Raw genomic sequence first — 24,365 nt, forward strand, 5'->3', positions numbered from 1 at the left:
TCCCTGTACTGGTTACGACGCACCCTGTAGGCGTCAGATTTTCACTGGTACATGATCGTATCGACTCGATTGCAAGGCGCCGTGGTAGAGCTGTCTCCAAAACGCCATCCAACCGCAACCTATAAGTGCGGTGGTCCAGTCGGAACACTGCCAAAAAAAACACCAAGGAGTCCATCCATGAAAGGTTCCCCGTCGTTGTTGTTGGCCGCCATGCTGAGTCTGCCGTTACTGGCTCACGCTGCAGAACCCGCTCAGTGCAGTACCGTAAACTTCTCCGATGTCGGCTGGACCGACATTACCGCGACAACTGCTACCACCAGCGTCGTGCTCGACGCACTCGGCTACAAGACCAAAACCACGATGATTTCCGTGCCGGTGACCTACAAGTCCCTGGCCGACGGCAAGAACATGGACGTCTTCCTGGGTAACTGGATGCCGACCATGGAAAATGACATCAAGGCCTACCGCGATGCCGGCACCGTCGATGTGGTGCGCACCAACCTGACCGGCGCCAAGTACACCCTCGCCGTGCCACAAGCGTTGTACGACAAAGGGCTGCATGACTTCGCCGATATCGCCAAATTCAAGAAAGAGCTCGACGGCAAGATCTACGGCATCGAGCCAGGTAACGACGGTAACCGCCTGATCCAGAGTATGATCGACAAGAACGCCTTCGGCCTTAAAGACGCTGGTTTCAAAGTGGTCGAGTCCAGCGAAGCCGGCATGTTGTCGCAGGTCGATCGCGCGCAGAAGCGCGACACCGCCGTGGTCTTCCTCGGCTGGGCGCCGCACCCGATGAACAAGCGTTTCAAGATCCAGTACCTCACCGGTGGTGACGACTTCTTCGGCCCCGACTTCGGCGCCGCCACCGTGGCAACCAACACCCGCAAGGGTTACACCCAGGAATGCAGCAACGTCGGCCAACTGCTGAAGAACCTGGAGTTCACCGTCGACATGGAAAGCTCTCTGATGGGCAACATCCTGGACGACAAGATGAAGCCTGACGCGGCCGCCAAGGCCTGGCTCAAAAAGAATCCACAGGTCCTCGATACCTGGCTCGCTGGCGTGACCACCATTGACGGTAAACCAGGCCTGGAGGCCGTGAAAGCCAAGCTCGCGCAGTAATCGCTTACGCCGGACGGCTTAGGTCGTCCGGGCTGTTTATTTCCTTGCATGCGGACGTTCACTACCATGCTGATTGATCAGAAAATCCCTTTAGGCCAGTACATCGCGGGCTTCGTTGAATGGTTGACGCAACACGGCGCCAGCACCTTCGACGCAATCGCCGTGACACTGGAAACGATGATCCACGGCGTGACTTTTGCGCTGACCTGGTTCAACCCGCTGGCATTGATCGGCCTCATCGCCCTACTGGCACACTTCATTCAACGCAAGTGGGGACTGACGGTTTTCGTCATCGCCTCCTTCCTGCTGATCCTCAACCTGGGGTACTGGCAGGAAACCATGGAAACCCTCGCCCAGGTGCTGTTCGCCACCCTGGTCTGCGTGGTCATCGGCGTGCCGTTGGGCATCGTCGCCGCGCACAAACCGATGTTCTACACATTGATGCGTCCGGTGCTCGATCTGATGCAGACCGTACCGACCTTCGTGTACCTCATTCCTACCCTGACCCTCTTCGGTCTGGGTGTGGTCCCGGGCTTGATCTCGACGGTAGTGTTCGCGATTGCCGCGCCTATCCGCCTGACTTACCTGGGCATTCGCGATGTTCCGGAAGAATTGATGGATGCTGGCAAGGCCTTTGGCTGCTCGCGACGTCAACTGCTCTCACGGATTGAATTGCCCCACGCCATGCCAAGCATCGCGGCCGGCATTACCCAGTGCATCATGCTGTCGCTGTCGATGGTGGTGATCGCGGCACTGGTAGGCGCCGACGGCCTGGGCAAACCCGTGGTCAACGCACTGAACACTGCTGATATCGCCCTGGGCTTCGAAGCAGGCCTGGCGATCGTATTGCTGGCGATCATGCTCGACCGTATCTGCAAACAACCCGACGCCAAAGTAGGGGGTGACGCATGAGCATTATTCGCTTCGATAACGTCGACGTAATCTTCTCCAAAGATCCACGCGAGGCACTCAAACTGCTGGATCAAGGCATGACCCGTAACGAGATCCTGAAAAAGACCGGGCAGATCGTGGGTGTGGAAAAGGCCAGCCTGGACGTCGAAAAAGGTGAAATCTGCGTACTGATGGGCCTGTCCGGCTCCGGCAAATCCAGCCTGTTGCGCTGCATTAACGGCCTCAACACTGTCAGTCGCGGCAAGCTGTTCGTCGAGCACGAAGGCAAGCAGATCGACATCGCTTCCTGCACCCCGGCAGAACTGAAAATGATGCGCACCAAGCGCATTGCGATGGTGTTCCAGAAGTTCGCCCTGATGCCTTGGTTGACCGTTCGTGAAAACATCAGTTTTGGTCTGGAAATGCAGGGGCGTCCCGAGAAGGAACGCCGCACATTGGTGGACGACAAGCTTGAGCTGGTGGGTCTGACCCAATGGCGCAACAAGAAACCCAACGAGCTGTCCGGCGGTATGCAGCAACGTGTGGGCCTGGCCCGCGCACTGGCGATGGACGCCGACATTCTGCTGATGGACGAACCGTTCTCGGCCCTCGACCCGCTGATCCGCCAGGGCCTGCAAGACGAATTGCTGGAACTGCAACGCAAGCTGAGCAAGACCATCGTATTCGTGAGTCACGACCTCGATGAGGCCCTGAAGCTCGGCAGCCGCATTGCGATCATGAAAGACGGCCGGATCATTCAGTACAGCAAGCCGGAAGAGATCGTGCTGAACCCGGCGGACGACTACGTGCGGACCTTCGTTGCGCACACCAACCCGCTGAACGTGTTGTGCGGCCGCAGCCTGATGCGCACGCTGGACAACTGCAAGCGCATCAATGGCTCTGTGTGTCTCGATCCGGGCGGCGATTCGTGGCTGGACCTGGCTGAAGGCAACACCATCAAGGGCGCCCGCCAGAACGGCGCGAGCCTGGACCTGCAGAACTGGATTCCAGGGCAAGCGGTGGAAGGTCTGGGTCGTCGGCCAACGCTGGTGGACTCGAACATCGGCATGCGCGATGCGCTGCAGATTCGTTATCAGACCGGCAACAAACTGGTGCTGCACGACAACAACAAAGTGGTCGGGATTCTCGGCGACAGCGAGCTGTATCACGCGCTACTCGGCAAGAACCTGGGGTAAGGCAACAGACACAAAAACGCCGCGAGAGGATCGCGGCGTTTTTGTTAGTGCAGACATCAGGTATGGAATGCTGATAACTGTGGCGAGGGAGCTTGCTCCCGCGGGGTTGCGAAGCGACCCCAAGAACTTGTGAGCGCTACGCACTCAAGCGGGAGCAAGCTCCCTCGCCACAACAGCTTTACCGCATGACCTCAAGTTTTAGCTATAGACACGGCCAAGGAGTTGCCGATGGCTTTCAAACTGATCGAGCACGTCACGGGTGATCTGATCCTGGGTGAAGCCCATCAAGTCGTAATCCTGGCTACCGTTGTGCAGGTACACCTCGGCGCGATAGTAGCGTGCGCGCGGTTCATCAGCGCTTTCAGCCGACGCCGTGTCACTCGCCGCCGCCAGATAGCCGTCCAGGCTCACTTCGTAGACAAAAGGGTTGCCCTCTTCCATCTCGATACGCACGCCCATGCAGCGTTTCGACTTGCCCAGCAACGTCTGCACATCCAGACCCTGCCCCCGCAATTGCACCGCCGCATCTTCCAGCGCCGGGCTGACTTGCTTGTCCATGAAACGCTGAACAATCGACTGGTTCGGTTGCAGGTCCAGCTGAGTCAAACGCTCGCTGAAACCACGACGACCGCGCGCAGCCAACTCCGCTTGCTCCTGTTCGATCTGCACATCCTGGCGCATGGCCTTGTGCAAGCCGAACATGAAGAACACCAGCACCACCGAGAACGGCAAACCGGCCAGCACCACCATGGTTTGCATGGCTTCGAAGTTGCCGGCGAACAGCAGGCCGATGGTCACCAGGGTGATCACCGCCGACCAGAAAATCCGCAGCCAGTGCGGCGCATCTTCGTCGACATTGCCGCCCTTGCACGAAAGGTTCGCCATCATCACCGCGCCGGAATCCGCCGGGGTCAGGAACAGCACGAAACCGACAAAGATCGACACGCCGATCACGATCTTCGACGCCGGGTAATGCTCAAGCAATTGGTAGATCGCCATGGACGGCTGTTCCAGCGCCGTCTTGCCGAGCTCCACCGCCCCATGGTTCATCACCAGGTCGAGGGCCGAGTTACCGAAGATCGACAGCCACGCCAGGGTGAAGCCCAGCGGAATCAGCAGCACGCCAGCCACCAGTTCACGCACCGTGCGACCACGGGAAATACGCGCGATGAACATGCCCACGAATGGTGCCCAGGAAATCCACCAGGCCCAGTAGAACAGGGTCCACAGGCCCAACCAGCGGTCGGACTTCTCACTGTCGCCTTCGTACACATAGAGGTCGAAGGTCTTCAGGACCACGCCGTTCAGGTAGTCGCCGATGTTCTGCACGAAGCCATTGAGCAGGTGCAGGGTCGGGCCGAACAGCAGGACGAAAATCAGCAGACCACTGAACAGCACAATGTTCAGGTTGGACAGACGGCGGATACCGTTTTCCACACCGGACACGGCGGCGATGGTCGCCACGGTGCTCATCACGATGATCACGATCAGCAGGTTGGTGTTGCTGTGTTCCATGCCGAACAGGTTTTCCAACCCGGACGACACCTGCAACGAACCAATCCCCAGGTTCGTCACCAGCCCCAGCAAGGTCACGAACATGCCAAAGCCGTCCACCGCATGACCGGCCGCGCCTTTGACCCAACGCTCGCCCACCAGCGGATACAACGCCGAACGCAGCGCCAGCGGCTGGTTGTGACGATAGGCAAAGTAAGCCACGGCCAGACCGACCAATGCGTAGATCGCCCAGCCATGCAGGCCCCAATGCAGGAACGTCAACTGAACGGCCTGACGGGCGGCCATGTTGCTCGCGGCCACGCCTTCTGGCGGGTTGAAGTAGTGGTCCAGCGGCTCGGAGGCACCGAAATACAGGAGCGAAATGCCGATACCCGACGAGAACAGCATCCCCGCCCAGGCGCCGTAGCTGAAGTCCGGGGTGTCGTCCTTGCTGCCCAGTTTCAGTTTGCCGTAGGACGAAAACGCCAGGCCCACCACAAACACCAGGTACGCGGCGATCACCACCATGTAGTACCAGCCGAAGCTGCGGGACAACCAGGCCTGGGCAATACCGAGCACTCTGCCGGCCTCTTGCGGGGCGATGATCAGAATGGCGGTCAACAACAGGATCAGCGCGGTAGAGGTGTAGAACACCCAACCGTTGACCGTCACCTTATCGGGTGGGGTCTTTATTAGAGAGGCAGAACTCATGGCACAGATGCTCCAGGCAGTGCGAGAGAAGAACACAAGGCAACGCGATACCCGACCAATCGGTTAGTGGGCAGCCGACCGGTGGGTGATATAAAGACACCCCGAAAAAAGCCCGAAACCCCGGAAGCGCCAGCGCGCAAAGGTTTCGAGCGTTTTCGGAAGTCGTTTTTTCCGCCACTGCGCGTAGGAAAAACCTGTAGGCAGCGACGATTTGTCGCAGATCTTATTCTTTGTTGATTGAACGTTCAATCAAAACAAAATAGACTGGCCCTTCACCCGGTAGCCGTTTGACGTCTACCGGAAGGCCTAAGGAGATGTGCAAGATGCCCAAGGTCGGTATGCAACCCATCCGCCGCCAGCAGTTGATCGAAGCCACCTTGCTGGCCGTCGATCAGGTCGGCATGGGGGACGCCAGCATTGCGCTGATCGCCCGTTTGGCCGGTGTCTCGAATGGCATCATCAGTCATTACTTTCAGGACAAGAACGGCCTGATCGCCGCCACGATGCGGTACCTGATGAGTGTCCTCAGCGAGAACGTCACCCTGCGCCGCCAAGCGCTGACAGATGAAAGCCCACGGGCACATCTGCAGGTGATCATCGAAGGCAACTTCGACGCCAGCCAGGTCAATGGACCGGCAATGAAAACCTGGCTGGCCTTCTGGGCCACCAGCATGCACCAGCCGTCTTTGCACAGGTTGCAGCGGATCAACGATCACCGCCTGTATTCCAACCTGTGCTGCCAGTTCCGCCGTGTATTGCCGCTCGATGATGCGCGCAGTGCGGCCCGCGGCCTGGCAGCCCTCATTGACGGTTTGTGGTTGCGCGGCGCGTTGTCGGGAGACGCTTTCGACACCGAGCAGGCGCAACAGATCGCTTACGAATACATGGATTTCCAACTGGCCAAGCGGGTGAGTTAGAGCACACACAGAACGCTCAACCCCCGAACCGCCACTGACCAGCGTGCCAGCGCAACACGGCACGTCCAGTGGTCAACGCCAACCACTTATGCACTTGCGAGGACTTTATGGCCCGTTTCGAACTGCAAAAACTCTACATCGATGGCGGCTACTCCGACGCCAGCAGCGACGCCACTTTCGAAGCCATCAACCCGGCTAACGGTGAAGTCCTCGCAACCGTACAACGCGCGACCAAGGAAGACGTCGAGCGCGCCGTGGTCAGCGCCGAAAAGGGCCAGAAAATCTGGGCCGCGATGACCGCCATGGAGCGTTCGCGCATCCTGCGTCGTGCCGTCGACATCCTGCGTGAGCGCAACGATGAACTGGCCGCCCTGGAAACCCTGGACACCGGCAAGGCGTTCTCCGAAACCAAGTACGTCGACATCGTCACCGGCGCTGACGTGCTGGAGTACTACGCAGGCCTGGTGCCGGCTATCGAAGGCGAGCAGATTCCGCTGCGCACCACCTCGTTCGTCTACACCCGTCGCGAGCCGTTGGGCGTTGTCGCCGGTATCGGCGCGTGGAACTACCCGATCCAGATCGCCCTGTGGAAATCCGCGCCAGCCCTGGCGGCCGGTAACGCGATGATCTTCAAGCCAAGCGAAGTCACTTCCCTGACCACGCTGAAACTGGCCGAGATCTACACCGAAGCAGGCTTGCCAGCCGGTGTGTTCAACGTACTGACCGGCAGCGGCCGCGAAGTCGGCACCTGGTTGACCGAGCACCCACGCATCGAAAAAATCTCCTTCACCGGCGGCACCGACACCGGCAAGAAAGTCATGGCCAGCGCTTCTGCCTCGTCACTGAAAGACGTGACCATGGAACTGGGCGGCAAATCCCCGCTGATCATCTTCGACGACGCCGACCTCGATCGCGCCGCCGACACCGCCATGATGGCCAACTTCTACAGCTCCGGTCAGGTCTGCACCAACGGCACTCGCGTGTTCGTGCCAAGCCACCTGAAAACCGCGTTCGAAGCCAAGATCGTTGAACGCGTTGCACGCATCCGCGTCGGCAACCCGGAAGACGAGAACACCAACTTCGGTCCTCTGGTCAGCTTCGCCCACATGGAAAGCGTGCTGGGCTACATCGCCAAAGGTAAGGAAGAAGGCGCTCGCGTGCTGTGCGGCGGCGGTCGTCTGACCGATGGCGAATTCGCCAAAGGCGCATTCGTGGCCCCGACCGTGTTCACCGACTGCACCGACGAGATGACCATCGTGCGCGAAGAAATCTTCGGCCCGGTCATGGCAATCCTGACCTACGAAACCGAAGAAGAAGTGATCCGTCGCGCCAACGACACCGACTTCGGCCTGGCCGCTGGTGTTGTCACCAAGGACCTGAACCGCGCTCACCGCGTGATTCATCAACTGGAAGCCGGAATCTGCTGGATCAACGCCTGGGGCGAGTCCGACGCCAAGATGCCGGTCGGCGGTTACAAGCAGTCGGGTGTGGGCCGTGAGAACGGCATCAGTTCGCTGAACAACTTCACACGCATCAAATCGGTACAGGTCGAACTGGGCGATTACGCCTCGGTTTTCTAAGGCGCCAGTTATGCGTCGCCTGTGATGCCGCCATCGCGGGCAAGCCATGCTCCTACAGGTTTTGTGTATGACACCCAACCTGTAGAAGCAAGGCTTGCCCGCGATTGAGTGCGCAGCACTCGCCATGACCTGACCCATTTCAAAGAGGGTGCATTCAATGTCCCAAGAATTCGATTACATCATCATCGGTGCCGGCTCGGCCGGTAACACACTTGCGACCCGTCTGACTGAAGACGAAGGCGTCACCGTCCTGCTGCTCGAGGCCGGCGGCCCGGACTACCGGTTCGACTTCCGCACGCAGATGCCGGCCGCCCTGGCGTTCCCGCTGCAAGGCCGTCGCTACAACTGGGCATACGAAACCGATCCAGAGCCACACATGGACGGTCGCCGGATGGAATGCGGTCGCGGCAAGGGCCTCGGTGGTTCCTCGCTGATCAACGGCATGTGCTACATCCGCGGCAACGCGATGGACTACGACAACTGGGCCAAGTTGCCAGGCCTGGAAGACTGGGATTACCTGAACTGCCTGCCGTATTTCCGCAAAGCCGAAACCCGCGACATCGGCCCGAACGACTACCACGGTGGCGACGGCCCGGTCAGCGTGACCACGCCGAAAGCCGGCAACAATCCGCTGTTCCACGCCATGGTTGAAGCCGGCGTGCAAGCCGGTTACCCGCGCACCGAAGACCTCAACGGTTACCAGCAGGAAGGCTTCGGCCCGATGGACCGTACCGTGACGCCGAATGGCCGTCGCGCCAGCACCGCTCGCGGTTACCTGGACGTCGCCAAGAAGCGTTCGACCCTGACCATCGTCACCCACGCCCTGACCGACAAGATTCTGTTCGAAGGCAAGCGTGCAGTCGGCGTGCGTTACCTGATCGGCGCCGCTGAAGAGCGCGTTGAAGCCCGCGCCCGCAAAGAAGTGCTGCTGTGCTCCGGCGCCATCGCGTCGCCGCAAATTCTGCAACGCTCCGGTGTCGGCCCTGCCGAACTGCTGAACAAGCTCGACATACCGGTAGTCCATGACCTGCCAGGCGTCGGCGAAAACCTGCAGGATCACCTTGAGCTGTACCTGCAATACGCCTGCACCCAACCGGTTTCGCTGTACCCGTCGCTGCTCTGGTACAACCAACCGGCCATCGGTGCAGAGTGGCTGTTCAACGGCACCGGCATCGGCGCCAGCAACCAGTTCGAAGCCGGCGGTTTCATCCGCACCCGTCCGGAATTCGATTGGCCGAACATCCAGTACCACTTCCTGCCAGTCGCAATTAACTACAACGGCAGCAACGGTGTGAAAGAGCACGGCTTCCAGGCGCACATGGGCTCCATGCGTTCGCCGAGCCGTGGCCGTATTCAAGCGAAGTCGAAAGACCCGCGCGAATACCCGAGCATTCTTTTCAACTACATGGCCACCGAGCAGGACTGGCAGGAATTTCGCGACGGCATCCGCCTGACCCGCGAAATCATGCAGCAGCCGGCGCTGGACGCTTTCCGTGGCCGTGAAATCAGCCCGGGCATCGACGTGCAAACCGATGAGCAGCTCGACAAGTTCATTCGCGAGCACGCCGAAACCGCGTTCCACCCATCCTGCTCGTGCAAGATGGGCACCGACGAGATGGCCGTGGTTGATGGCGAAGGCCGTGTGCACGGCATGCAAGGTCTGCGTGTGGTCGATGCCTCGATCATGCCGATCATCACCACCGGCAACCTGAACGCGCCGACGATCATGATCGCCGAGAAAATCGCCGACAAGATCCGCGGCCGCCAGCCGTTGCCGCGCAGCAAGGCTGCCTACTTCGTGGCCGGTGATGCACCGGTGCGTGGCAAGCCGATGCGTGATGTGAGTCCTACGGCGCAATAGGACCGTTACACCGCGTCGCGGCCAATCGCGGGCAAGCCCGCTCCCACAGGTTTTCGGTTGGATTGCAGATATGTGATCAAACCTGAACCCTGTGGGAGCGGGCTCGCCCGCGATGGGTCCTACCAGACAACACATCCCTGGCTGACACACCGACGTAATCCTTTCCTACACCGCTCCACCCTTGATATCGCTCCCCGCACAGGCCTAATCTAGCGCCACGCAAACGTTTCACCTCCCCCTTCGCAACACCGCAACACCGCCACTCCATACCAAGGAGGTTCCCGAATGTTCGATTTCCACCCCCAGCTCAAGCAGCGCTTCGCTGCCTTGCGCACGGGCGCTGAATTCTTTTCGCTGCGTTATGTGCGCGAGTCCGGCCAATACCTGTCCGTGCGCAAGAATGTCGCCGAACCTCCCAGCCTGAGCCGTGATGAAGGCGCGATGCTGACCGTTCGGGTCAACGGCGTCGAAGCCTACGCCGCGACCAACGACCTGTCGCCACAAGGCCTGCAATCGGCGCTGGACCGCGCCGAACAACAAGCCCGCCGACTCAAGCCTCACGCCTTGCTCGACCTGCGCGATCAACTCGTCTCCAGCGACCGCGCCGACTATTTTTCGCCGAACCTCGACCAGCCCTTCCCGTCCTTGAGCGATTGCTATCAATTGCTCGGTGCCGAATCCGCGTCCGTCCCCAAGGACGAGCGGCTGGTGAACTGGCAGGTCAGCATCGGCATCACCCACGTCGAGCAGATCTACCTCAACAGCGCCGGTGCCGAACTGCGCCAGGCCCAGCGTTTCGTCTACCCGGGCCTCGACGTCACGGCCTATGACGGCAGCGACAGCCAGACCCGCAGTCTTGGCCGCGAGAACTTCGGCCAGCAGGGCGGCGCGGATGTGATCAGCCGGTGCGGCTTGATCGGTGCCGGCCCGCAAGTCGCCGATCAGGCACTGCAGTTGCTGCTGGCGCCGAACACCCCGCAAGGCCCGCGCGACCTGCTGCTGATGCCCGACCAGATGATGCTGCAGATCCACGAGTCCATCGGCCACCCACTGGAACTGGACCGCATCCTCGGCGACGAGCGCAATTACGCCGGCACCAGCTTCGTCAAGGCAGAGGACTTCGGTCACCTGCAATACGGCTCGAAACTGCTCAACGTGACGTTCGACCCGGACATCCCCGAGCAGCTCGCCAGCTACGGCCATGACGACGACGGCACGGCCGCGAGCAAGCAATTCCTGATCAAGGAAGGCTTGTTGCTGCGCCCATTGGGCGGCGCACTCTCGCAATTCCGCGCCAGCATGAACGGTGTCGCCAACAGCCGCGCCTGCGGCTGGAACCGTCCACCAATCGACCGCATGGCCAACCTCAACATCGAACCCGGCGATCAACCGCTGGCGCAGCTGATTGGCAACATCGAGCACGGGATCATGATGTCGACCAACCGTTCCTGGTCCATCGACGATGCACGCAACAAGTTCCAGTTCGGCTGTGAATGGGCGCAGTTGATCGAAAACGGCGAACTCAAGGGCGTGGTGAAAAACCCGAACTACCGGGCGATTTCCGCACAGTTCTGGAAAAGCCTCAGCGCCGTCGGCGACGCCAACACCGTCAAGGTCCTGGGCACGCCGAACTGCGGCAAGGGCGAACCGAACCAGGTGATCCGCGTCGGCCATGCGTCGCCAGCCTGTGTGTTCAGTAACGTGGATGTGTTTGGGGGAGACGCCTGATGAGTACGTCGAACAATCAGGCCGATGGGTTCAAGGCCTTGGTCAACTGGCTGCGCGAGGCAATTCGCGAGCCGGAACAATTCACCCTCAGCTACGCCGCCGAGTCATCGGTCTTCGTGCGTTTCAACCACGCCAAGGTGCGCCAGGCCGGGCAGGTGCAGCAAGCGAGCATCGGCCTCAAGCTGATCAACGATGGCCGGCATGCCGACCTCGATATCACGCTGGCCGGCGATCCGGAAGTGGACCTGCAGCGTCTGGCCGAAGGTCTGCAACAGTTGCGCGAAATTCTGCCGTTGCTGCCGCCGGATCCGTACTTGCTGCTCAACCACAACGGCTGGCAGAGCCAGAATGTGCAAGAGCATCCGCTGCCGGACACCGAGCAAGTGGTCGCTGAAATCACCCAGGCCGCCGAAGGGCTGGACTTGGTGGGTTTCTACGCGGCGGGCCCCATCAGTCGCGGTTTCGCCAGCTCGTCGGGTGCGTTTGGCTGGCATCAGGCCAACAGCTTCAACTTTGATTTCAGCCTGTTTCATGAAAATGGTCAGGCAGTGAAAGCCAGCTACGCCGGGCATGACTGGAGCAGCGAAGGGTTTGCCAGGCGCTTCGCTCTGGCGCGTGAGCAGTTGGCGTTTCTTGGTCGGCCGTTGCGCACTCTGGCACCGGGTCAGTACCGCGCCTATCTCGCACCGGCGGCACTTGAAGAAATCATGGGCATGCTCGGCTGGGGCGGTTTTTCGGCGCAGTCGATTGCCAGCAAAACCAGCCCGCTGCAAAAGCTTTATGCGGGGGACATGGCGTTCAGCCCGCGGGTGTCCATTGATGAAAAAGTCAGTGGCTCGTTGAGCCCGGCATTCTCCGGCGAAGGTTATCCCCGCAGTGATCTGGGGTTGATCGTCGAAGGCAAGGCCGGTGCGCAAATGGTCAGTTCCCGCAGCGCGGCGGAATACGGCTTGACCGCCAATGGAGCGGGTGGCGGTGAAATGCCGAGTGCTTTGAACATGGCGGCCGGGACGTTGCCTGAAGCCGAGATCCTCAAGCAACTGGGCACGGGGTTGTACATCAGCAACCTCTGGTACTTGAATTACTCCGACCAACCGGGGGCACGCATGACTGGCATGACGCGGTTTGCGACGTTCTGGGTCGAGAACGGCGAGATTCAGGCACCGGTGAGCACCATGCGTTTTGATGACAGTGCTTACAGTTTGCTCGGTTCGCAGTTGGAGGCGTTGACCGAGGAGCGCGAGTTGTTGCTGTCGGCGAGTACCTACAGTCAACGGGCCACGGCTTCGGCGTTGTTGCCGGGGGCACTGATCAGCAAACTCACCTTGACCCTCTGACCCAGATCGTTCCCACGCTCCGCGTGGGAACGATCAACTCCAACCCGCAAGAGGTCCCATGCCCAACCGCCCGCCTCTCGACGCTGTCACCGCCCGCTGGGTGCCGTGGGTCGTCGCCATCGCGTTTTTCATGCAGTCCCTCGACGGCACCATCCTCAATACCGCCCTGCCGGCCATGGCCCGAGACCTGGCGGAAGATCCGTTGCGCATGCAGGGCGTGATCATCGCCTACATGCTCACCGTCGCCTTGCTGATCCCCGCTTCCGGCTGGATCGCCGACCGTTTCGGCACCCGGAAAATCTTCTTCGGCGCGATCCTTCTGTTCAGCCTCGGCTCGTTGCTCTGTGCCTTGTCGACCAGCCTGAGCCTGCTGATCGGTGCCCGGATCATTCAGGGCCTGGGCGGCGCGTTGATGTTGCCGGTCGGGCGCCTCGTGGTGCTGCGCGCCTACCCCCGTTCGGAACTGGTGCGGATAATGGGGTTCATCACCATTCCCGGCCTGCTCGGCCCCTTGATCGGCCCGACCATGGGCGGCTGGATGGTCGAGTACCTGACCTGGCACTGGATCTTCCTGATCAACCTGCCCGTCGGGCTGGTCGGTTGCTACGCCGTGTGGAAATTCATCCCGGACCTGCGCGGCACCGAGCGCACCCGCTTCGATAGCCTCGGGTTCGTGCTGTTCGGCGCGGCGATGATTCTGATCACCGTCGCCATGGAAGGCCTGGGCGAACTGCACCTGCCCCACCTGCGTGTGATGCTGCTGCTGTTCGGTGGCATGGCCTGTCTGGCGGCGTACTGGTTGCGTGCCGGGCATACTGAAAACCCGCTGTTCGCCCCCTCGCTGTTCAAGACCCGAACCTTCGCCGTGGGCATCCTCGGCAACCTGTTCGCCCGCCTCGGCAGCGGCGCACTGCCCTTCCTCGTGCCGTTGCTGCTGCAAGTGGCGCTGGGTTATTCGCCGTCGCAGGCGGGGATGAGCATGCTGCCGCTGGCCGCGGCGGCGATGATTGCCAAGTGGGTAGCGCGACCGTTGATCGAGCGTTTGGGCTATCGCATCGTGCTGACCGGCAACACCCTGGCGCTGGGCATCATGCTCGCGAGCATGGGCCTGGTCAGCGAACAGACGCCGTACTGGCTGCTACTGTGCCTGCTGGCGATTCTCGGAGCGATCAACTCCCTGCAATTTACCGCGATGAACACCGTCACCCTGATTGACCTCGACGACGCCAGCGCCAGCAGCGGCAATAGCTTGTTGTCGGTGGTCGCGCAATTGTCCCTGAGCCTGGGCGTTGCCTGCGCCGGTGCGTTGCTCGGCGGCTTTACCGCCGAGATCGGAAACGATGGTGTCGAGACGGTCTTGGGCGCGTTCCAACTGACGTTTGTCACGGTCGGAATCATGGCCATGCTGGCCGCGACGATCTTTTCCCAGCTCTCAAAGGAAGACGGACGGCGCGTCAAACGTCCGGAAGAACACATCGAGCCTTAGGGCGAATGGCCCCGGGACTGATACACTGCGCGACATTTTGTTTTGCAGGCCAGTCCCGTGACCACCATCGCCACCGCTTTTAATACTTTGCCGCTGTCCGCCGCCATGCTGGCTAACCTCGACTCTTTGGGTTATGCCGAGATGACGCCGATCCAGGCGCAAAGCTTGCCGGTGATCCTCAAGGGGATGGACCTGATCGCCCAGGCCAAGACCGGCAGCGGCAAGACCGCCGCCTTCGGTATCGGCCTGCTGAACCCGATCAATCCGCGCTTCTTCGGTTGCCAGGCGCTGGTTATCTGCCCGACGCGCGAGCTGGCAGACCAGGTCGCCAAGGAACTCCGTCGTCTGGCCCGCGCCGAAGACAACATCAAGATCCTGACCTTGTGCGGCGGCGTTTCCTTCGGCCCGCAGATCGGCTCGCTGGAACACGGCGCACACATCATCGTCGGCACCCCGGGCCGTATCCAGCAGCATTTGCGCAAAGGTTCGCTGGTTCTGCATGGCCTGAACACGCTGATCCTCGACGAAGCCGACCGCATGCTCGACATGGGTTTCTACGACTCCATCGAAGAAATCATTGCCCAGACCCCGGAACGTCGCCAGACCCTGTTGTTCTCGGCCACGTACCCGTCGGGCATCAAGCAACTCGCCGCGAAATTCATGCGCAACCCTCAGATCGTTAAGGCCGAGGCGTTCCATGACGACACGCAGATCGAGCAGCGTTTCTACGAGATCTCCCCGGATGACCGCATGAGCGCGGTGACCAAGGTCCTTGGCCACTTCCGCCCAGCTTCTTGCGTGGCGTTCTGCTTCACCAAGCAGCAGGTTCAGGAAACCGTTGATCACCTGACGTCCAAAGGCATCTCGGCCGTCGGCCTGCATGGCGATCTGGAACAGCGTGATCGCGATCAAGTGCTGGCCATGTTCTCCAATCGCAGTACCTCGGTACTGGTCGCCACCGACGTCGCCGCGCGCGGTCTGGACATCGATGCGCTGGACATGGTGATCAACGTCGAGCTGGCCCGCGACTCGGAAATTCACATTCACCGTGTCGGCCGTACCGGCCGCGCTGGCGAGAAAGGCATTGCGATCAGCCTGGTTGCACCGTCCGAAGCACACCGCGCCCAAGCCATCGAGCAACTGCAGAAGGCGCCGTTGAACTGGGATCTGGTGGACAACCTCACGTCCCAGGGCGGTGGTCCGCTGCTGCCGGTCATGAGCACGCTGTGCATCGGCGCGGGTCGTAAAGACAAAGTTCGTCCGGGTGACATCCTGGGCGCACTGACTGGCGATGCCGGCATCCCAGGCGCCCAGGTTGGCAAGATCGCGATTTTCGACTTCCAGGCCTATGTGGCCGTGGAGCGCGGGATCGCCAAGCAAGCCTTGCAGCGCCTGAATGACGGCAAGATCAAAGGCCGTTCGCTGCGCGTTCGCATCCTGTAAGAACAACGCATTTCCCTTGTGGGAGCGAGCCTGCTCGCGAATGCAATTTGTCAGTTGGCTAATAGGCTGACTGACACACCGCTTTCGCGAGCAGGCTCGCTCCCACAGTTTGTTTTGTGGTGACACACCAAGAGGACACCGTTTTGCGCTCTACCGAAGTCGTGATCATTGGCGCTGGCGCCGCAGGGTTGATGTGTGCGCTGACCGCCGCCGGGCGCGGGCGCAAGGTGATGTTGCTCGACCATGCAAACAAGGCTGGCAAAAAAATCCTGATGTCGGGCGGTGGCCGCTGCAATTTCACCAACATGTACACCGAACCCGGCAATTTTCTCTCGCAGAACGAACACTTCTGCAAATCCGCATTGGCGCGCTACACCCAGTGGGATTTCATCGGCATGGTCGCCAAACATGGCGTGCCGTACCACGAGAAAAAGCTCGGGCAGTTGTTTTGCGATAACAAATCCAGCGACATCCTCGAGATGCTGCTCAACGAGTGCGATCAGGTGGGCGTCAGCCTGCACCTGGACACCTCGATCCAGACCATCGAAAAACTCGAAAGCGGTTACCTGCTGGACACCACGATGGGCCAGATCACCTGTGAGTCTTTGGTCATCGCCACAGGCGGCCTGTCGATCCCGACGCTGGGCGCGACCGGTTTCGGTTATCAGGTTGCCAGACAGTTCGGCCACGAACTGCTGCCCACCCGCGCCGGCCTCGTGCCGTTCACCATCACCGATCAGTTGAAAGAGCTTTGCACCGAGCTGTCCGGTACGTCGGTGGATTGCCTGGTGAGCTGCAACGAGCAGAGTTTCCGCGAGAACATCCTGTTCACTCACCGCGGCCTCAGCGGCCCGGCGATCTTGCAGATTTCTTCGTTCTGGGAATCCGGCGACACGGTCGAGATCAACCTGATGCCGGACCACAACGCGCATGAGTGGCTGCAACAGCAGCAGGCCGAACGCCCGAACAGCGAACTGAAAACCTTGCTGGGGGAAATCTTCACCAAGAAGATGGCCAACCTGCTGGCGGATAACTGGTTCGTGTCCAAACCGATGAAGCAGTACACCCACGCAGAAATTGCCGACATCGCCGAAAAACTGGCGAGCTGGAAAGTGGTGCCGGCCGGTACCGAAGGCTATCGCACGGCGGAAGTGACCCTGGGCGGCGTCGACACCCACGAAGTGTCGTCCAAAACCATGGAATCGTTGAAAAGCCCTGGCCTGTACTTCATCGGCGAAGTGCTCGACGTGACAGGGCATCTGGGCGGCTTCAACTTCCAGTGGGCCTGGGCCTCAGGCTACGCTGCCGCGCAGTACGCCTGAAGCAACACAAAACCCATGTAGGAGTGAGCCTGCTCGCGCTAGCGGTGTAACAGTCGACAGAGATGTTGAATGTACCGTCCTCATCGCGAGCAGGCTCACTCCTACATTGACCCTGTGTGATATCAAGGAACAGATTTTGCTGTCAGATGTGATCGACGCCATTGCGTCGGCGTCATTACTGGCTCAATTTAGCGTCATTGCCTCGGAAGGCCTTCGCACTTCATGTCATCGACTCCTCTCAGTCAGTCTCTGCGTCGCCTCTGGGCGCTGGATAAATTCAGCTACAGCGTGCGGGTGTTCATCGCCCTGACCGGCAGCATGGCGGTCTGTTGGTATCAGGATGAAATGGGCCTGCTGATCCCGTTGTTCCTGGGGATCATCGCCAGCGCCCTGGCCGAAACCGACGACAGTTGGCAGGGCCGCCTCAACGCGCTCGCCGTGACGCTGGTGTGCTTCAGCGTCGCCGCCTTCTCCGTCGAACTGTTGTTCCCCTACCCCTACATTTTCATCATCGCCCTGGCCCTGGCCAGTTTTGGCCTGACCATGCTCGGCGCCCTCGGCGAACGCTATGGCGCCATTGCCTCGGCGACGCTGATTCTGTCGGTCTACACGATGATCGGCGTGGACCAGCGCGGTGGCGCCGTTACCGACTTCTGGCATGAACCGGTGCTGCTGGTGGCCGGTGCAGCCTGGTATGGTTTTCTGTCGGTGCTGTGGCAGGCGATGTTTTCCAATCAGCCGGTGCAGCAGAGTCTGGCGCGGCTGTTCCGTGAGTTGGGTTTCTACCTCAAGCTGAAATCGTCACTGTTCGAGCCGATCAGGCAGATGGACGTGGAAGCGCGGCGCCTGGAACTGGCCCAGCAAAACGGTCGGGTGGTGGCAGCATTGAATTCGGCCAAGGAAATCATTTTGCACCGGGTCGGCAACGGGCGGCCGGGCTCGAAAGTCAGCCGCTACCTGAAGCTGTACTTCCTCGCCCAGGACATCCATGAGCGCGCCAGTTCGTCGCATTACCCTTACAACGCACTCGCCGAGGCATTTTTTCACAGCGACGTGCTGTTCCGCTGTCAGCGCCTGCTGCGTCAGCAAGGCAAGGCGTGCCGCGCCTTGGCCGAATCGATCCAGATGCGTCAGCCGTTCGTCTACGACGCAAGCTTCGCCGAAGCCCTGGGCGACCTGAACGCCTCCATCGAACACCTGCGCATCCAGAGCAACCCGGCCTGGCGCGGCCTGCTGCGCTCGCTGCGGGCGCTAACGGCCAACCTCTCGACACTCGACCGCTTGCTCAGCGACGCGAGCAACCCGGACGCCCTGGCCGATGCCACCGACAGCAGCCTGCTCGACCGTTCGCCGCGCAGCCTCAAAGATGTGTGGATACGCTTGCGCACCCAACTGACGCCGACGTCGCTGCTGTTTCGCCATGCACTGCGTTTGCCCCTGGCGCTGAGCATCGGCTACGGCATGGTGCATTTGATTCACCCCTCGCAAGGCTACTGGATCATCCTCACCACGTTGTTCGTGTGCCAGCCGAACTACGGCGCGACCCGACGCAAACTCGGCCAGCGGATCATTGGCACGGCGATCGGCCTGACCTTGGCCTGGGCACTGTTCGATCTGTTCCCGAATCCGCTGATTCAGTCGTGCTTCGCCATCGCCGCCGGCGTGGTGTTCTTTATCAACCGCACCACCCGCTACACCTTGGCCACGGCCGCGATCACCTTGATGGTGCTGTTCTGCTTCAATCAGGTCGGCGACGGGTACGGACTGTTCCTGCCGCGACTGCTCGATACGTTGCTCGGCAGCCTGATCGCCGGTCTGGCGGTGTTCCTGTTCCTGCCGGACTGGCAGGGCCGACGCCTGAACAAAGTGCTGGCCAACACCCTGACCTGTAACAGCATTTACCTGCGCCAGATCATGCAGCAATACGCCGCCGGCAAAAGTGACGACCTGGCGTATCGCCTGGCTCGACGCAACGCGCACAACGCCGACGCAGCATTGTCGACGACGCTGGCCAACATGCTCATGGAGCCTGGGCACTTCCGAAAAGAAGCGGATGTCGGGTTTCGTTTCCTGGTGCTGTCGCACACTTTGCTCAGCTATTTGTCCGGGCTGGGGGCGCACCGCGAAACGGCGCTACCGGCGGATGTTCGTGAGCAGTTGATTGAAGGTGCCGGCGTGAGCCTGGCAGCGAGCATTGACGAGATCGCCCAAGGCCTGGCGAGTAAAACGCCGGTGGCGATTCAGAGTGATGAAGAAGAGGCCCTGGCCAATTCGCTTGAGCAGATGCCCGATGAAATCGATGAAGGGCAACGGTTGGTGCAGACGCAGTTGGCGTTGATTTGTCGGCAACTGGGGCCGTTGCGGACGTTGGCGGCGCATTTGATCAAAGACACCAGCGAGGCTTGAGACTTGCGGAGGCTTGGCCGGCCTCAACACAAACATCGGATCAGCCTCACATCCCATGCTGCTTCATCAACCGTTCATAACTGCCATCCGCCTTCATCTCGGCAATCTCACGGTCAAACCCGGCAACGATCTGCTCATGCTGCGGGTTCTTCAGACTGACCAAAATATGCAGGCTGTTCTCACTCAACGGCTTGGGCAGAAACTCCACCGCATTACGCACTTTGGATGATTCACGCGCCAGGTAATAACGGGCGACGTACTCATCTTCCAGCGTCAACTTCACCCGATCCGCCGCGACCATGCGCACGGCCATGGAAAAGTTGTGCACCGGGACTTTCTGCAGTGACGCATCGTCATCGAACTCCGGCGAATAGGCGTAGCCGCGCACGATCGCAATCGGATAGGTGTGCAGTTGCTGCAAGTTGTTGTATTCGATCGGCGAATCTTTGCGTTTCAGGAAGCGCACACGATTCAGCAGGTATTCGCCGGAGAACTGGCCCAGCTTGGTGCGATCAGCGGTGTACCAGGCGTTGACCAGCACGTCATAACGCCCCTCGCCTACACCCAATAACGCTCGGGCCCAGGGCACCTGCTCGAAATCACTGGCATAGCCTGCGCGTGCCAGCGCGGTCGTGACGATGTCCGTCGCCAATCCGCCGTTGACCAGCGTCGCGTCGGTAAAGGGCGGCCAGGCGTCGGCGACCAGACGCAGCTTTTCCGCGGCCACGCCTTGTGTCAGCAACAGCAATACGATCAAAGCAGAAGCTCGATGCAATCGCGGCATGCTAGAAAATCCTTAGCGAGCGGGTAGCCCGACGTGTTTTTCAGCCCAAACTCCAAGACCCGTGTACCGGCAGCCAGGTACTCAACATTAGCTCATTGAAGCCATTGCACAGCGCGTCATCGAAGATTACACAAAGAAGACGGCGCCGCGCGAAATGAATGATGGCATTTTGGCCTTTGTCACAGATTTCCCCGCCATAAAGACAATGATCCTCAGGACGCTTAGTATCGAGCGACGATGCTCAAGGAAAGTGAATATGACAATTGACTGGATCTGCAAACACCACAGCGATTTGGGCAAGGAACAGCTGTACGCCATTCTGCAACTGCGCTCAGAGGTGTTCGTCGTCGAGCAGAAATGCGTCTATCAAGACATCGATGGCCAGGACCTGGAAGGTGACACCTGCCATTTGATGGCATGGGACGAGAATCGGCTGGTGGGTTACCTGCGATTGCTCGATCCGCAGCTACAAGGAGGAGATGTGGTGATTGGCCGGGTGATCGTTGCCCCGACGGCCCGTGGCACCGGGATTGGGCATGAGCTGATGGCGCAGGCGTTGAAGCAGGCTGAGAAACATTGGCCGGACATGCCGGTTTACCTGTCGGCCCAGGCGCATTTGCAGGGATATTACGGGAAGTACGGGTTTGTGGTGGCGGGTGAGGAGTATGTCGAGGATGGCATTCCGCACATTGGGATGCGTCGGCCTTAAGTCCCCCATCGCGAGCAAGCTCGCTCCCACAGGGATCACCTCAATCCTGTAGGAACCGAGCTTGCTCGCAATGGCGTCAGCTGCAACACCGCAAAAGCTAGGGGTACTCAAGCACCTCTTTGATCTGCCGCAAGTTCCGCTCGATCCACCCCCGATCAATCGCCCCCCACTCACGAATCCGATAACGCCCCGCATGATTGCGCGCACCTTCTTCCTGTTCGAACTCGCAAATGATGTCCAGGTCCGCCAACGCCGCAATCGTATCCTGCGCCGTGCGCCGGGGCATGCCGGTGACTTCGGTCAAGGCCGGGACGCTGCTCGCCAGCCCGCTGTCGATCAAGTACGCCACATACAACCGGCGGTAAAAACTGCTCTTGGTCTTGCTGACTTCCATTCAAACACTCCCGGCCGTTGATCCGTTATTGCATGTCCCGCCAGGTCAGGTACACCCGCAGGTCAAACTCCACCTGGTGATAGCCCGGCAGCATGTGTTCGCAGAGTTTGTAGAACGCTTTGTTGTGATCCGACTCTTTAAAGTGCGCCAACTCATGTACCACAATCATTTTCAGAAACTCCGAAGGCGCCTCCTTGAACAGCGAGGCCACACGGATTTCTTTCTTGGCCTTGAGCTTGCCGCCCTGCACCCGCGAGATCGTGGTGTGTAAGCCAAGGGCGCGATGCGTGAGGTCCAGACGGTTATCGAACAACACTTTGTCGATAGCCGGAGCATTTCGCAGGTATTCCTGCTTGAGGTCCAGCGCGTAGGTGTACAGCGCCTTGTCGCTCTGCACACCGTGCTTTTCCGGATAGCGCTTTGTCAGGTAATCGCCCAGCCGATCGTCGGCGATCAGTTGGCGCACTTGATCCTGCAGTGCAGCAGGATAGGCCTGGAGGTATTTCAACGCGGTCATTGGGGCGGCAACACGAATCACGAAAAGGTCGTCAGTGTAGCGAATTCAATTGCTCAGTGCGCTCCAGTCGAACGGCCGCACAAAGTCGCCGACGTCCTCGGCCATCATCGGTCGCGCCACCAGAAAACCCTGCACATACTCACAGCCATTCGCTTGCAGCCATTGGTACTGCGCAACGGTTTCCACCCCTTCGGCGATCACCAGCATTCCATATTGCTTGCACAGGTCGATCACAGTGCGCACCAGCGCGGCATCCCTTGAGGACTCGGGCAGGCGGGCGATCAAATGCCGGTCGAGCTTGAGCGTGTCCAGTTCCAGGTCCCGCAGATGCGCCAGCGAGCAGGGTCCCGAACCAAAGTCATCGAGTGCCACCCGTACCCCAAGATTGCGCAGCAGACGCAGGGTCTTATGGGTTTCTTCCGGGTTTTGCATCAGCGCTTCTTCCGTTACTTCGACTTCCAGATGACGCGGTTGCAGGCCATGGCGCTCCAGCACCTGGCGCAACTCGGTGACCAGGTTGGGCATGCCGAACTGCGTGCTGCTCAGACTGACGCCGAGCACGAGGTCCTCGGCAAACAGGGTTTCCCAAGCCTTTCGCTGCCCGGCGCCGCGATGGTAAATCCAGCTGCCCAGCCGACTGATCAACCGCGCCTCTTCCAGCAACGGCAAAAACAGCCCCGGCGGGACGTCGCCGACACTCGGGTGCTGCCAGCGCAGCAGCGCCTCGAACCCGCGAACCTGTCCATTGGCAATGGACACTTGAGGTTGGTACACCAAATTGAAATCACGGTTTTCGATGGCCGTGCGCACGCTCTCTTCGAGCATCAGCCGCGAACGCGCCCGGCCGTTCATCTCGTGATCGTAGAAACGGTACTGCTGACGGCCCGCGCGCTTGGCTTCGTACATGGCAATGTCCGCGGCGCGCAATAAACCGTCGAGGTTGGCCCCGCAATCCGGAAACGTCGCAATCCCGATGCTGGCGCCCAAGGTGATTTCCAGGCCATCGATCTGCTGACAAATGGATACCCGCTCGATGAGTTTTTCCGCAATCTTCGCCGCCTGCTCGGGAAACTCAAGATCCAGCAGCGCCGTAAATTCATCGCCGCCCATCCGTGCCAGAATGTCGAACGGCCGCAAGCAGGCCTTCAACTGCTCGGACACCCAGCGCAGCACGCGGTCGCCGGCATCGTGGCCGAGGGAGTCATTGACCCGTTTGAAGCCGTCGAGGTCCAGGTACAGCAGCACCCAGGCGCTGTCGGTGCGCTCACCGCGCAGCAACAGGTTTTCAACGGTCTGGTAGAAACCCCGACGATTGAGCAGGCCGGTCAATGGATCGGTCACGGCCTGGAATTCCAGTTGCTGATGCAGGTGGCGCACCACCGACATGTCCAGCACGGTCACCACCATCGCGCGCTGTTCAGCGGGCAATGGCGCGCACGACAGCGCCACCGGCACTTGCTGACCGGGCGCGGTACGCAACAGTGCGTCATGCAGGCGCAAGGTTTCGCCACGCTTGTAACCGGTATAAATCTCGGATTCCAGCCAGACCGGGATGTGCGGTTTTTGCAGGAAGTCCAGAAAATCCCTGCCTTGCAGCTCCTGCACCGTGGCATTCAGCAGCCGCGACATCGCCGGGTTGGCAAAACGGATAACCCCGCCCTCACTCACCACCAGAATGCCTTCGGCCGCGTTCTCCAGCACCGAAGCATTAAACGCGCGCGCGACTTCCAGGTCGTGGCTCAGGCGCTGCAACGCCCGGCGATTGCGCTGGTGTTCCAGTAGAGCCTGGACTTTAGGCTTGAGGATTTGCGGATCGAACGGTTTGAACAGGTAATCCACCGCGCCGCTGGCGTAGCCCTTGATCACCGCGTCCGGGGATTGTTCGTTGGCGGTGAGGAAGATGATTGGCGTAAGGCGGGTTCGCTGGCTGCCGCGCATCAGGCGCGCGACTTCAAAACCGTCCATGCCCGGCATTTGCACATCGAGCAGCACCAGGTCGACATCGTGTTCGAGCAACAGGCTGAGCGCTTCGAAGCCGGAGGCAGCGGTCATGACCTGCCAGTCCTGGCGCTGGAGCAACGCGCGCATGCTGATCAGGTTTTCAGGGTAATCATCAACGATTAAAAGGATCGAGTTGCCTTCGGCTGGCGTGGGTTGCGCGCATTCCATGCTGCTTCTCTTGTTCGAGGACGTCAGGCCGGCTTCTCGTGAAAACCGGACAAATACTAGGCCTTCACTCTAGACCGGGATCCACAAAAGCAGAAGCCATCAGAGCGCCACCATTTAACTAACGCGTTCATTTGCCGACTAACGGTCGGTGCTGAGAGCCCCGAAAACCGGGAAAGATGGCATTTCGACAGGACGTTGACGCCAAATCTCTGCCGGATGGGCATTAACAAAGTGGCCTCGTACGCTTATAAAGACCGCCCCCCGATGCGCGGGCTAGAGCTTCTGGCACGCGCGT

Annotated in this window: 18 protein-coding genes; 13 read left to right on the forward strand and 5 right to left on the reverse strand. The window is 60.2% G+C overall.

What is annotated here, in order from left to right:
* Window positions 1-177: 177 nt before the first annotated feature.
* The 3 genes from J2X66_RS05200 (at window position 178) to choV (ending at window position 3,212) form a co-directional block, all read left to right on the forward strand.
* Window positions 178-1,125 carry a choline ABC transporter substrate-binding protein gene (locus J2X66_RS05200; RefSeq protein ID WP_027926640.1) on the forward strand — a complete coding sequence of 316 codons (948 nt, stop codon included), beginning with the start codon at window positions 178-180 and terminating at the stop codon, window positions 1,123-1,125.
* 66 nt (window positions 1,126-1,191) lie between these two features.
* Window positions 1,192-2,037 carry a choline ABC transporter permease subunit gene (gene choW, locus J2X66_RS05205; RefSeq protein ID WP_140671217.1) on the forward strand — a complete coding sequence of 282 codons (846 nt, stop codon included), beginning with the start codon at window positions 1,192-1,194 and terminating at the stop codon, window positions 2,035-2,037.
* Window positions 2,034-3,212, forward strand: coding sequence for a choline ABC transporter ATP-binding protein (gene choV / locus J2X66_RS05210; RefSeq protein ID WP_027926638.1), 1,179 nt, complete (start codon window positions 2,034-2,036; stop codon window positions 3,210-3,212). Before choW ends, choV begins: the two co-directional genes overlap by 4 nt.
* A 198-nt stretch (window positions 3,213-3,410) precedes the next feature.
* Here choV and J2X66_RS05215 read toward each other — a convergent pair whose 3' ends face one another.
* Window positions 3,411-5,360, reverse strand: coding sequence for a BCCT family transporter (locus J2X66_RS05215; RefSeq protein ID WP_310263057.1), 1,950 nt, complete (start codon window positions 5,358-5,360; stop codon window positions 3,411-3,413).
* A gap of 380 nt (window positions 5,361-5,740) precedes the next feature.
* Between J2X66_RS05215 and betI the strand changes: the two genes are divergently transcribed.
* The 9 genes from betI (at window position 5,741) to yccS (ending at window position 19,497) form a co-directional block, all read left to right on the forward strand.
* Entirely contained in the window at window positions 5,741-6,334 is a 594-nt protein-coding gene (gene betI, locus J2X66_RS05220) for a transcriptional regulator BetI (protein WP_123434663.1), read from the forward strand.
* A 107-nt stretch (window positions 6,335-6,441) separates the two neighbouring features.
* A complete protein-coding gene (betB, locus tag J2X66_RS05225; RefSeq protein WP_310261773.1) occupies window positions 6,442-7,914 on the forward strand; it encodes a betaine-aldehyde dehydrogenase in 1,473 nt (490 codons plus the stop codon).
* A gap of 157 nt (window positions 7,915-8,071) precedes the next feature.
* The gene (gene betA, locus J2X66_RS05230; RefSeq protein WP_027926634.1) at window positions 8,072-9,775 is read left to right on the forward strand and encodes a choline dehydrogenase; all 1,704 of its coding nucleotides are present in this window, start codon (window positions 8,072-8,074) and stop codon (window positions 9,773-9,775) included.
* 285 nt (window positions 9,776-10,060) lie between these two features.
* Window positions 10,061-11,503, forward strand: a complete 1,443-nt coding sequence (locus J2X66_RS05235; protein ID WP_310261778.1) for a TldD/PmbA family protein — start codon at window positions 10,061-10,063, stop codon at window positions 11,501-11,503.
* Complete coding sequence (locus tag J2X66_RS05240) at window positions 11,503-12,840, forward strand: metallopeptidase TldD-related protein (RefSeq protein WP_310261780.1); 1,338 nt, start codon at window positions 11,503-11,505, stop codon at window positions 12,838-12,840. Before J2X66_RS05235 ends, J2X66_RS05240 begins: the two co-directional genes overlap by 1 nt.
* Before the next feature lie 58 nt (window positions 12,841-12,898).
* Window positions 12,899-14,326: a multidrug transporter subunit MdtD gene (gene mdtD / locus J2X66_RS05245; RefSeq protein ID WP_310261783.1), complete on the forward strand. Its 1,428-nt coding sequence runs from the start codon at window positions 12,899-12,901 to the stop codon at window positions 14,324-14,326.
* A gap of 57 nt (window positions 14,327-14,383) precedes the next feature.
* Window positions 14,384-15,769 (forward strand): ATP-dependent RNA helicase DbpA, encoded by a 1,386-nt coding sequence (gene dbpA / locus J2X66_RS05250; protein WP_310261785.1) that lies wholly within the window; start codon window positions 14,384-14,386, stop codon window positions 15,767-15,769.
* A gap of 143 nt (window positions 15,770-15,912) precedes the next feature.
* Window positions 15,913-17,091, forward strand: coding sequence for an NAD(P)/FAD-dependent oxidoreductase (locus J2X66_RS05255; RefSeq protein WP_310261787.1), 1,179 nt, complete (start codon window positions 15,913-15,915; stop codon window positions 17,089-17,091).
* A gap of 222 nt (window positions 17,092-17,313) precedes the next feature.
* Window positions 17,314-19,497: a YccS family putative transporter gene (gene yccS, locus J2X66_RS05260; RefSeq protein WP_310261790.1), complete on the forward strand. Its 2,184-nt coding sequence runs from the start codon at window positions 17,314-17,316 to the stop codon at window positions 19,495-19,497.
* Window positions 19,498-19,543: 46 nt separating this feature from the next.
* Here the strand turns inward: yccS and J2X66_RS05265 are convergent, their stop codons facing one another.
* The gene (locus J2X66_RS05265; protein WP_310261793.1) at window positions 19,544-20,281 is read right to left on the reverse strand and encodes a transporter substrate-binding domain-containing protein; all 738 of its coding nucleotides are present in this window, start codon (window positions 20,279-20,281) and stop codon (window positions 19,544-19,546) included.
* 256 nt (window positions 20,282-20,537) lie between these two features.
* On the opposite strand from J2X66_RS05265, the gene J2X66_RS05270 reads away from it, so the two are divergent.
* Window positions 20,538-20,990, forward strand: coding sequence for a GNAT family N-acetyltransferase (locus J2X66_RS05270; RefSeq protein ID WP_310261797.1), 453 nt, complete (start codon window positions 20,538-20,540; stop codon window positions 20,988-20,990).
* A 97-nt stretch (window positions 20,991-21,087) separates the two neighbouring features.
* On the opposite strand, the gene J2X66_RS05275 is transcribed toward J2X66_RS05270, so the two are convergent.
* The 3 genes from J2X66_RS05275 to J2X66_RS05285 are packed head-to-tail and all read right to left on the reverse strand — an operon-like array spanning window position 21,088 to window position 24,070.
* Window positions 21,088-21,384, reverse strand: coding sequence for a helix-turn-helix domain-containing protein (locus J2X66_RS05275; RefSeq protein WP_027926625.1), 297 nt, complete (start codon window positions 21,382-21,384; stop codon window positions 21,088-21,090).
* Between the two features lie 25 nt (window positions 21,385-21,409).
* Window positions 21,410-21,901: a M48 family metallopeptidase gene (locus J2X66_RS05280; RefSeq protein ID WP_027926624.1), complete on the reverse strand. Its 492-nt coding sequence runs from the start codon at window positions 21,899-21,901 to the stop codon at window positions 21,410-21,412.
* Between the two features lie 45 nt (window positions 21,902-21,946).
* Window positions 21,947-24,070: an EAL domain-containing protein gene (locus tag J2X66_RS05285; protein WP_310261799.1), complete on the reverse strand. Its 2,124-nt coding sequence runs from the start codon at window positions 24,068-24,070 to the stop codon at window positions 21,947-21,949.
* Window positions 24,071-24,365 lie beyond the last annotated feature (295 nt).

Origin of the sequence: Pseudomonas sp. 3296, from assembly GCF_031456615.1 — a bacterium.
GTDB classification, from domain to species: domain Bacteria; phylum Pseudomonadota; class Gammaproteobacteria; order Pseudomonadales; family Pseudomonadaceae; genus Aquipseudomonas; species Aquipseudomonas mucoides.

What these genes read in the sequence shown, in the direction of transcription:
- J2X66_RS05200 (WP_027926640.1), top strand. Translation starts at nt 178, where the DNA reads ATGAAAGGTTCCCCGTCGTTGTTGTTGGCCGCCATGCTGAGTCTGCCG.
- choW (WP_140671217.1), top strand. Translation starts at nt 1,192, where the DNA reads ATGCTGATTGATCAGAAAATCCCTTTAGGCCAGTACATCGCGGGCTTC.
- choV (WP_027926638.1), top strand. Translation starts at nt 2,034, where the DNA reads ATGAGCATTATTCGCTTCGATAACGTCGACGTAATCTTCTCCAAAGAT.
- betI (WP_123434663.1), top strand. Translation starts at nt 5,741, where the DNA reads ATGCCCAAGGTCGGTATGCAACCCATCCGCCGCCAGCAGTTGATCGAA.
- betB (WP_310261773.1), top strand. Translation starts at nt 6,442, where the DNA reads ATGGCCCGTTTCGAACTGCAAAAACTCTACATCGATGGCGGCTACTCC.
- betA (WP_027926634.1), top strand. Translation starts at nt 8,072, where the DNA reads ATGTCCCAAGAATTCGATTACATCATCATCGGTGCCGGCTCGGCCGGT.
- J2X66_RS05235 (WP_310261778.1), top strand. Translation starts at nt 10,061, where the DNA reads ATGTTCGATTTCCACCCCCAGCTCAAGCAGCGCTTCGCTGCCTTGCGC.
- J2X66_RS05240 (WP_310261780.1), top strand. Translation starts at nt 11,503, where the DNA reads ATGAGTACGTCGAACAATCAGGCCGATGGGTTCAAGGCCTTGGTCAAC.
- mdtD (WP_310261783.1), top strand. Translation starts at nt 12,899, where the DNA reads ATGCCCAACCGCCCGCCTCTCGACGCTGTCACCGCCCGCTGGGTGCCG.
- yccS (WP_310261790.1), top strand. Translation starts at nt 17,314, where the DNA reads ATGTCATCGACTCCTCTCAGTCAGTCTCTGCGTCGCCTCTGGGCGCTG.
- J2X66_RS05265 (WP_310261793.1), bottom strand. Translation starts at nt 20,281, where the DNA reads ATGCCGCGATTGCATCGAGCTTCTGCTTTGATCGTATTGCTGTTGCTG.
- J2X66_RS05270 (WP_310261797.1), top strand. Translation starts at nt 20,538, where the DNA reads ATGACAATTGACTGGATCTGCAAACACCACAGCGATTTGGGCAAGGAA.
- J2X66_RS05275 (WP_027926625.1), bottom strand. Translation starts at nt 21,384, where the DNA reads ATGGAAGTCAGCAAGACCAAGAGCAGTTTTTACCGCCGGTTGTATGTG.
- J2X66_RS05280 (WP_027926624.1), bottom strand. Translation starts at nt 21,901, where the DNA reads ATGACCGCGTTGAAATACCTCCAGGCCTATCCTGCTGCACTGCAGGAT.
- J2X66_RS05285 (WP_310261799.1), bottom strand. Translation starts at nt 24,070, where the DNA reads ATGGAATGCGCGCAACCCACGCCAGCCGAAGGCAACTCGATCCTTTTA.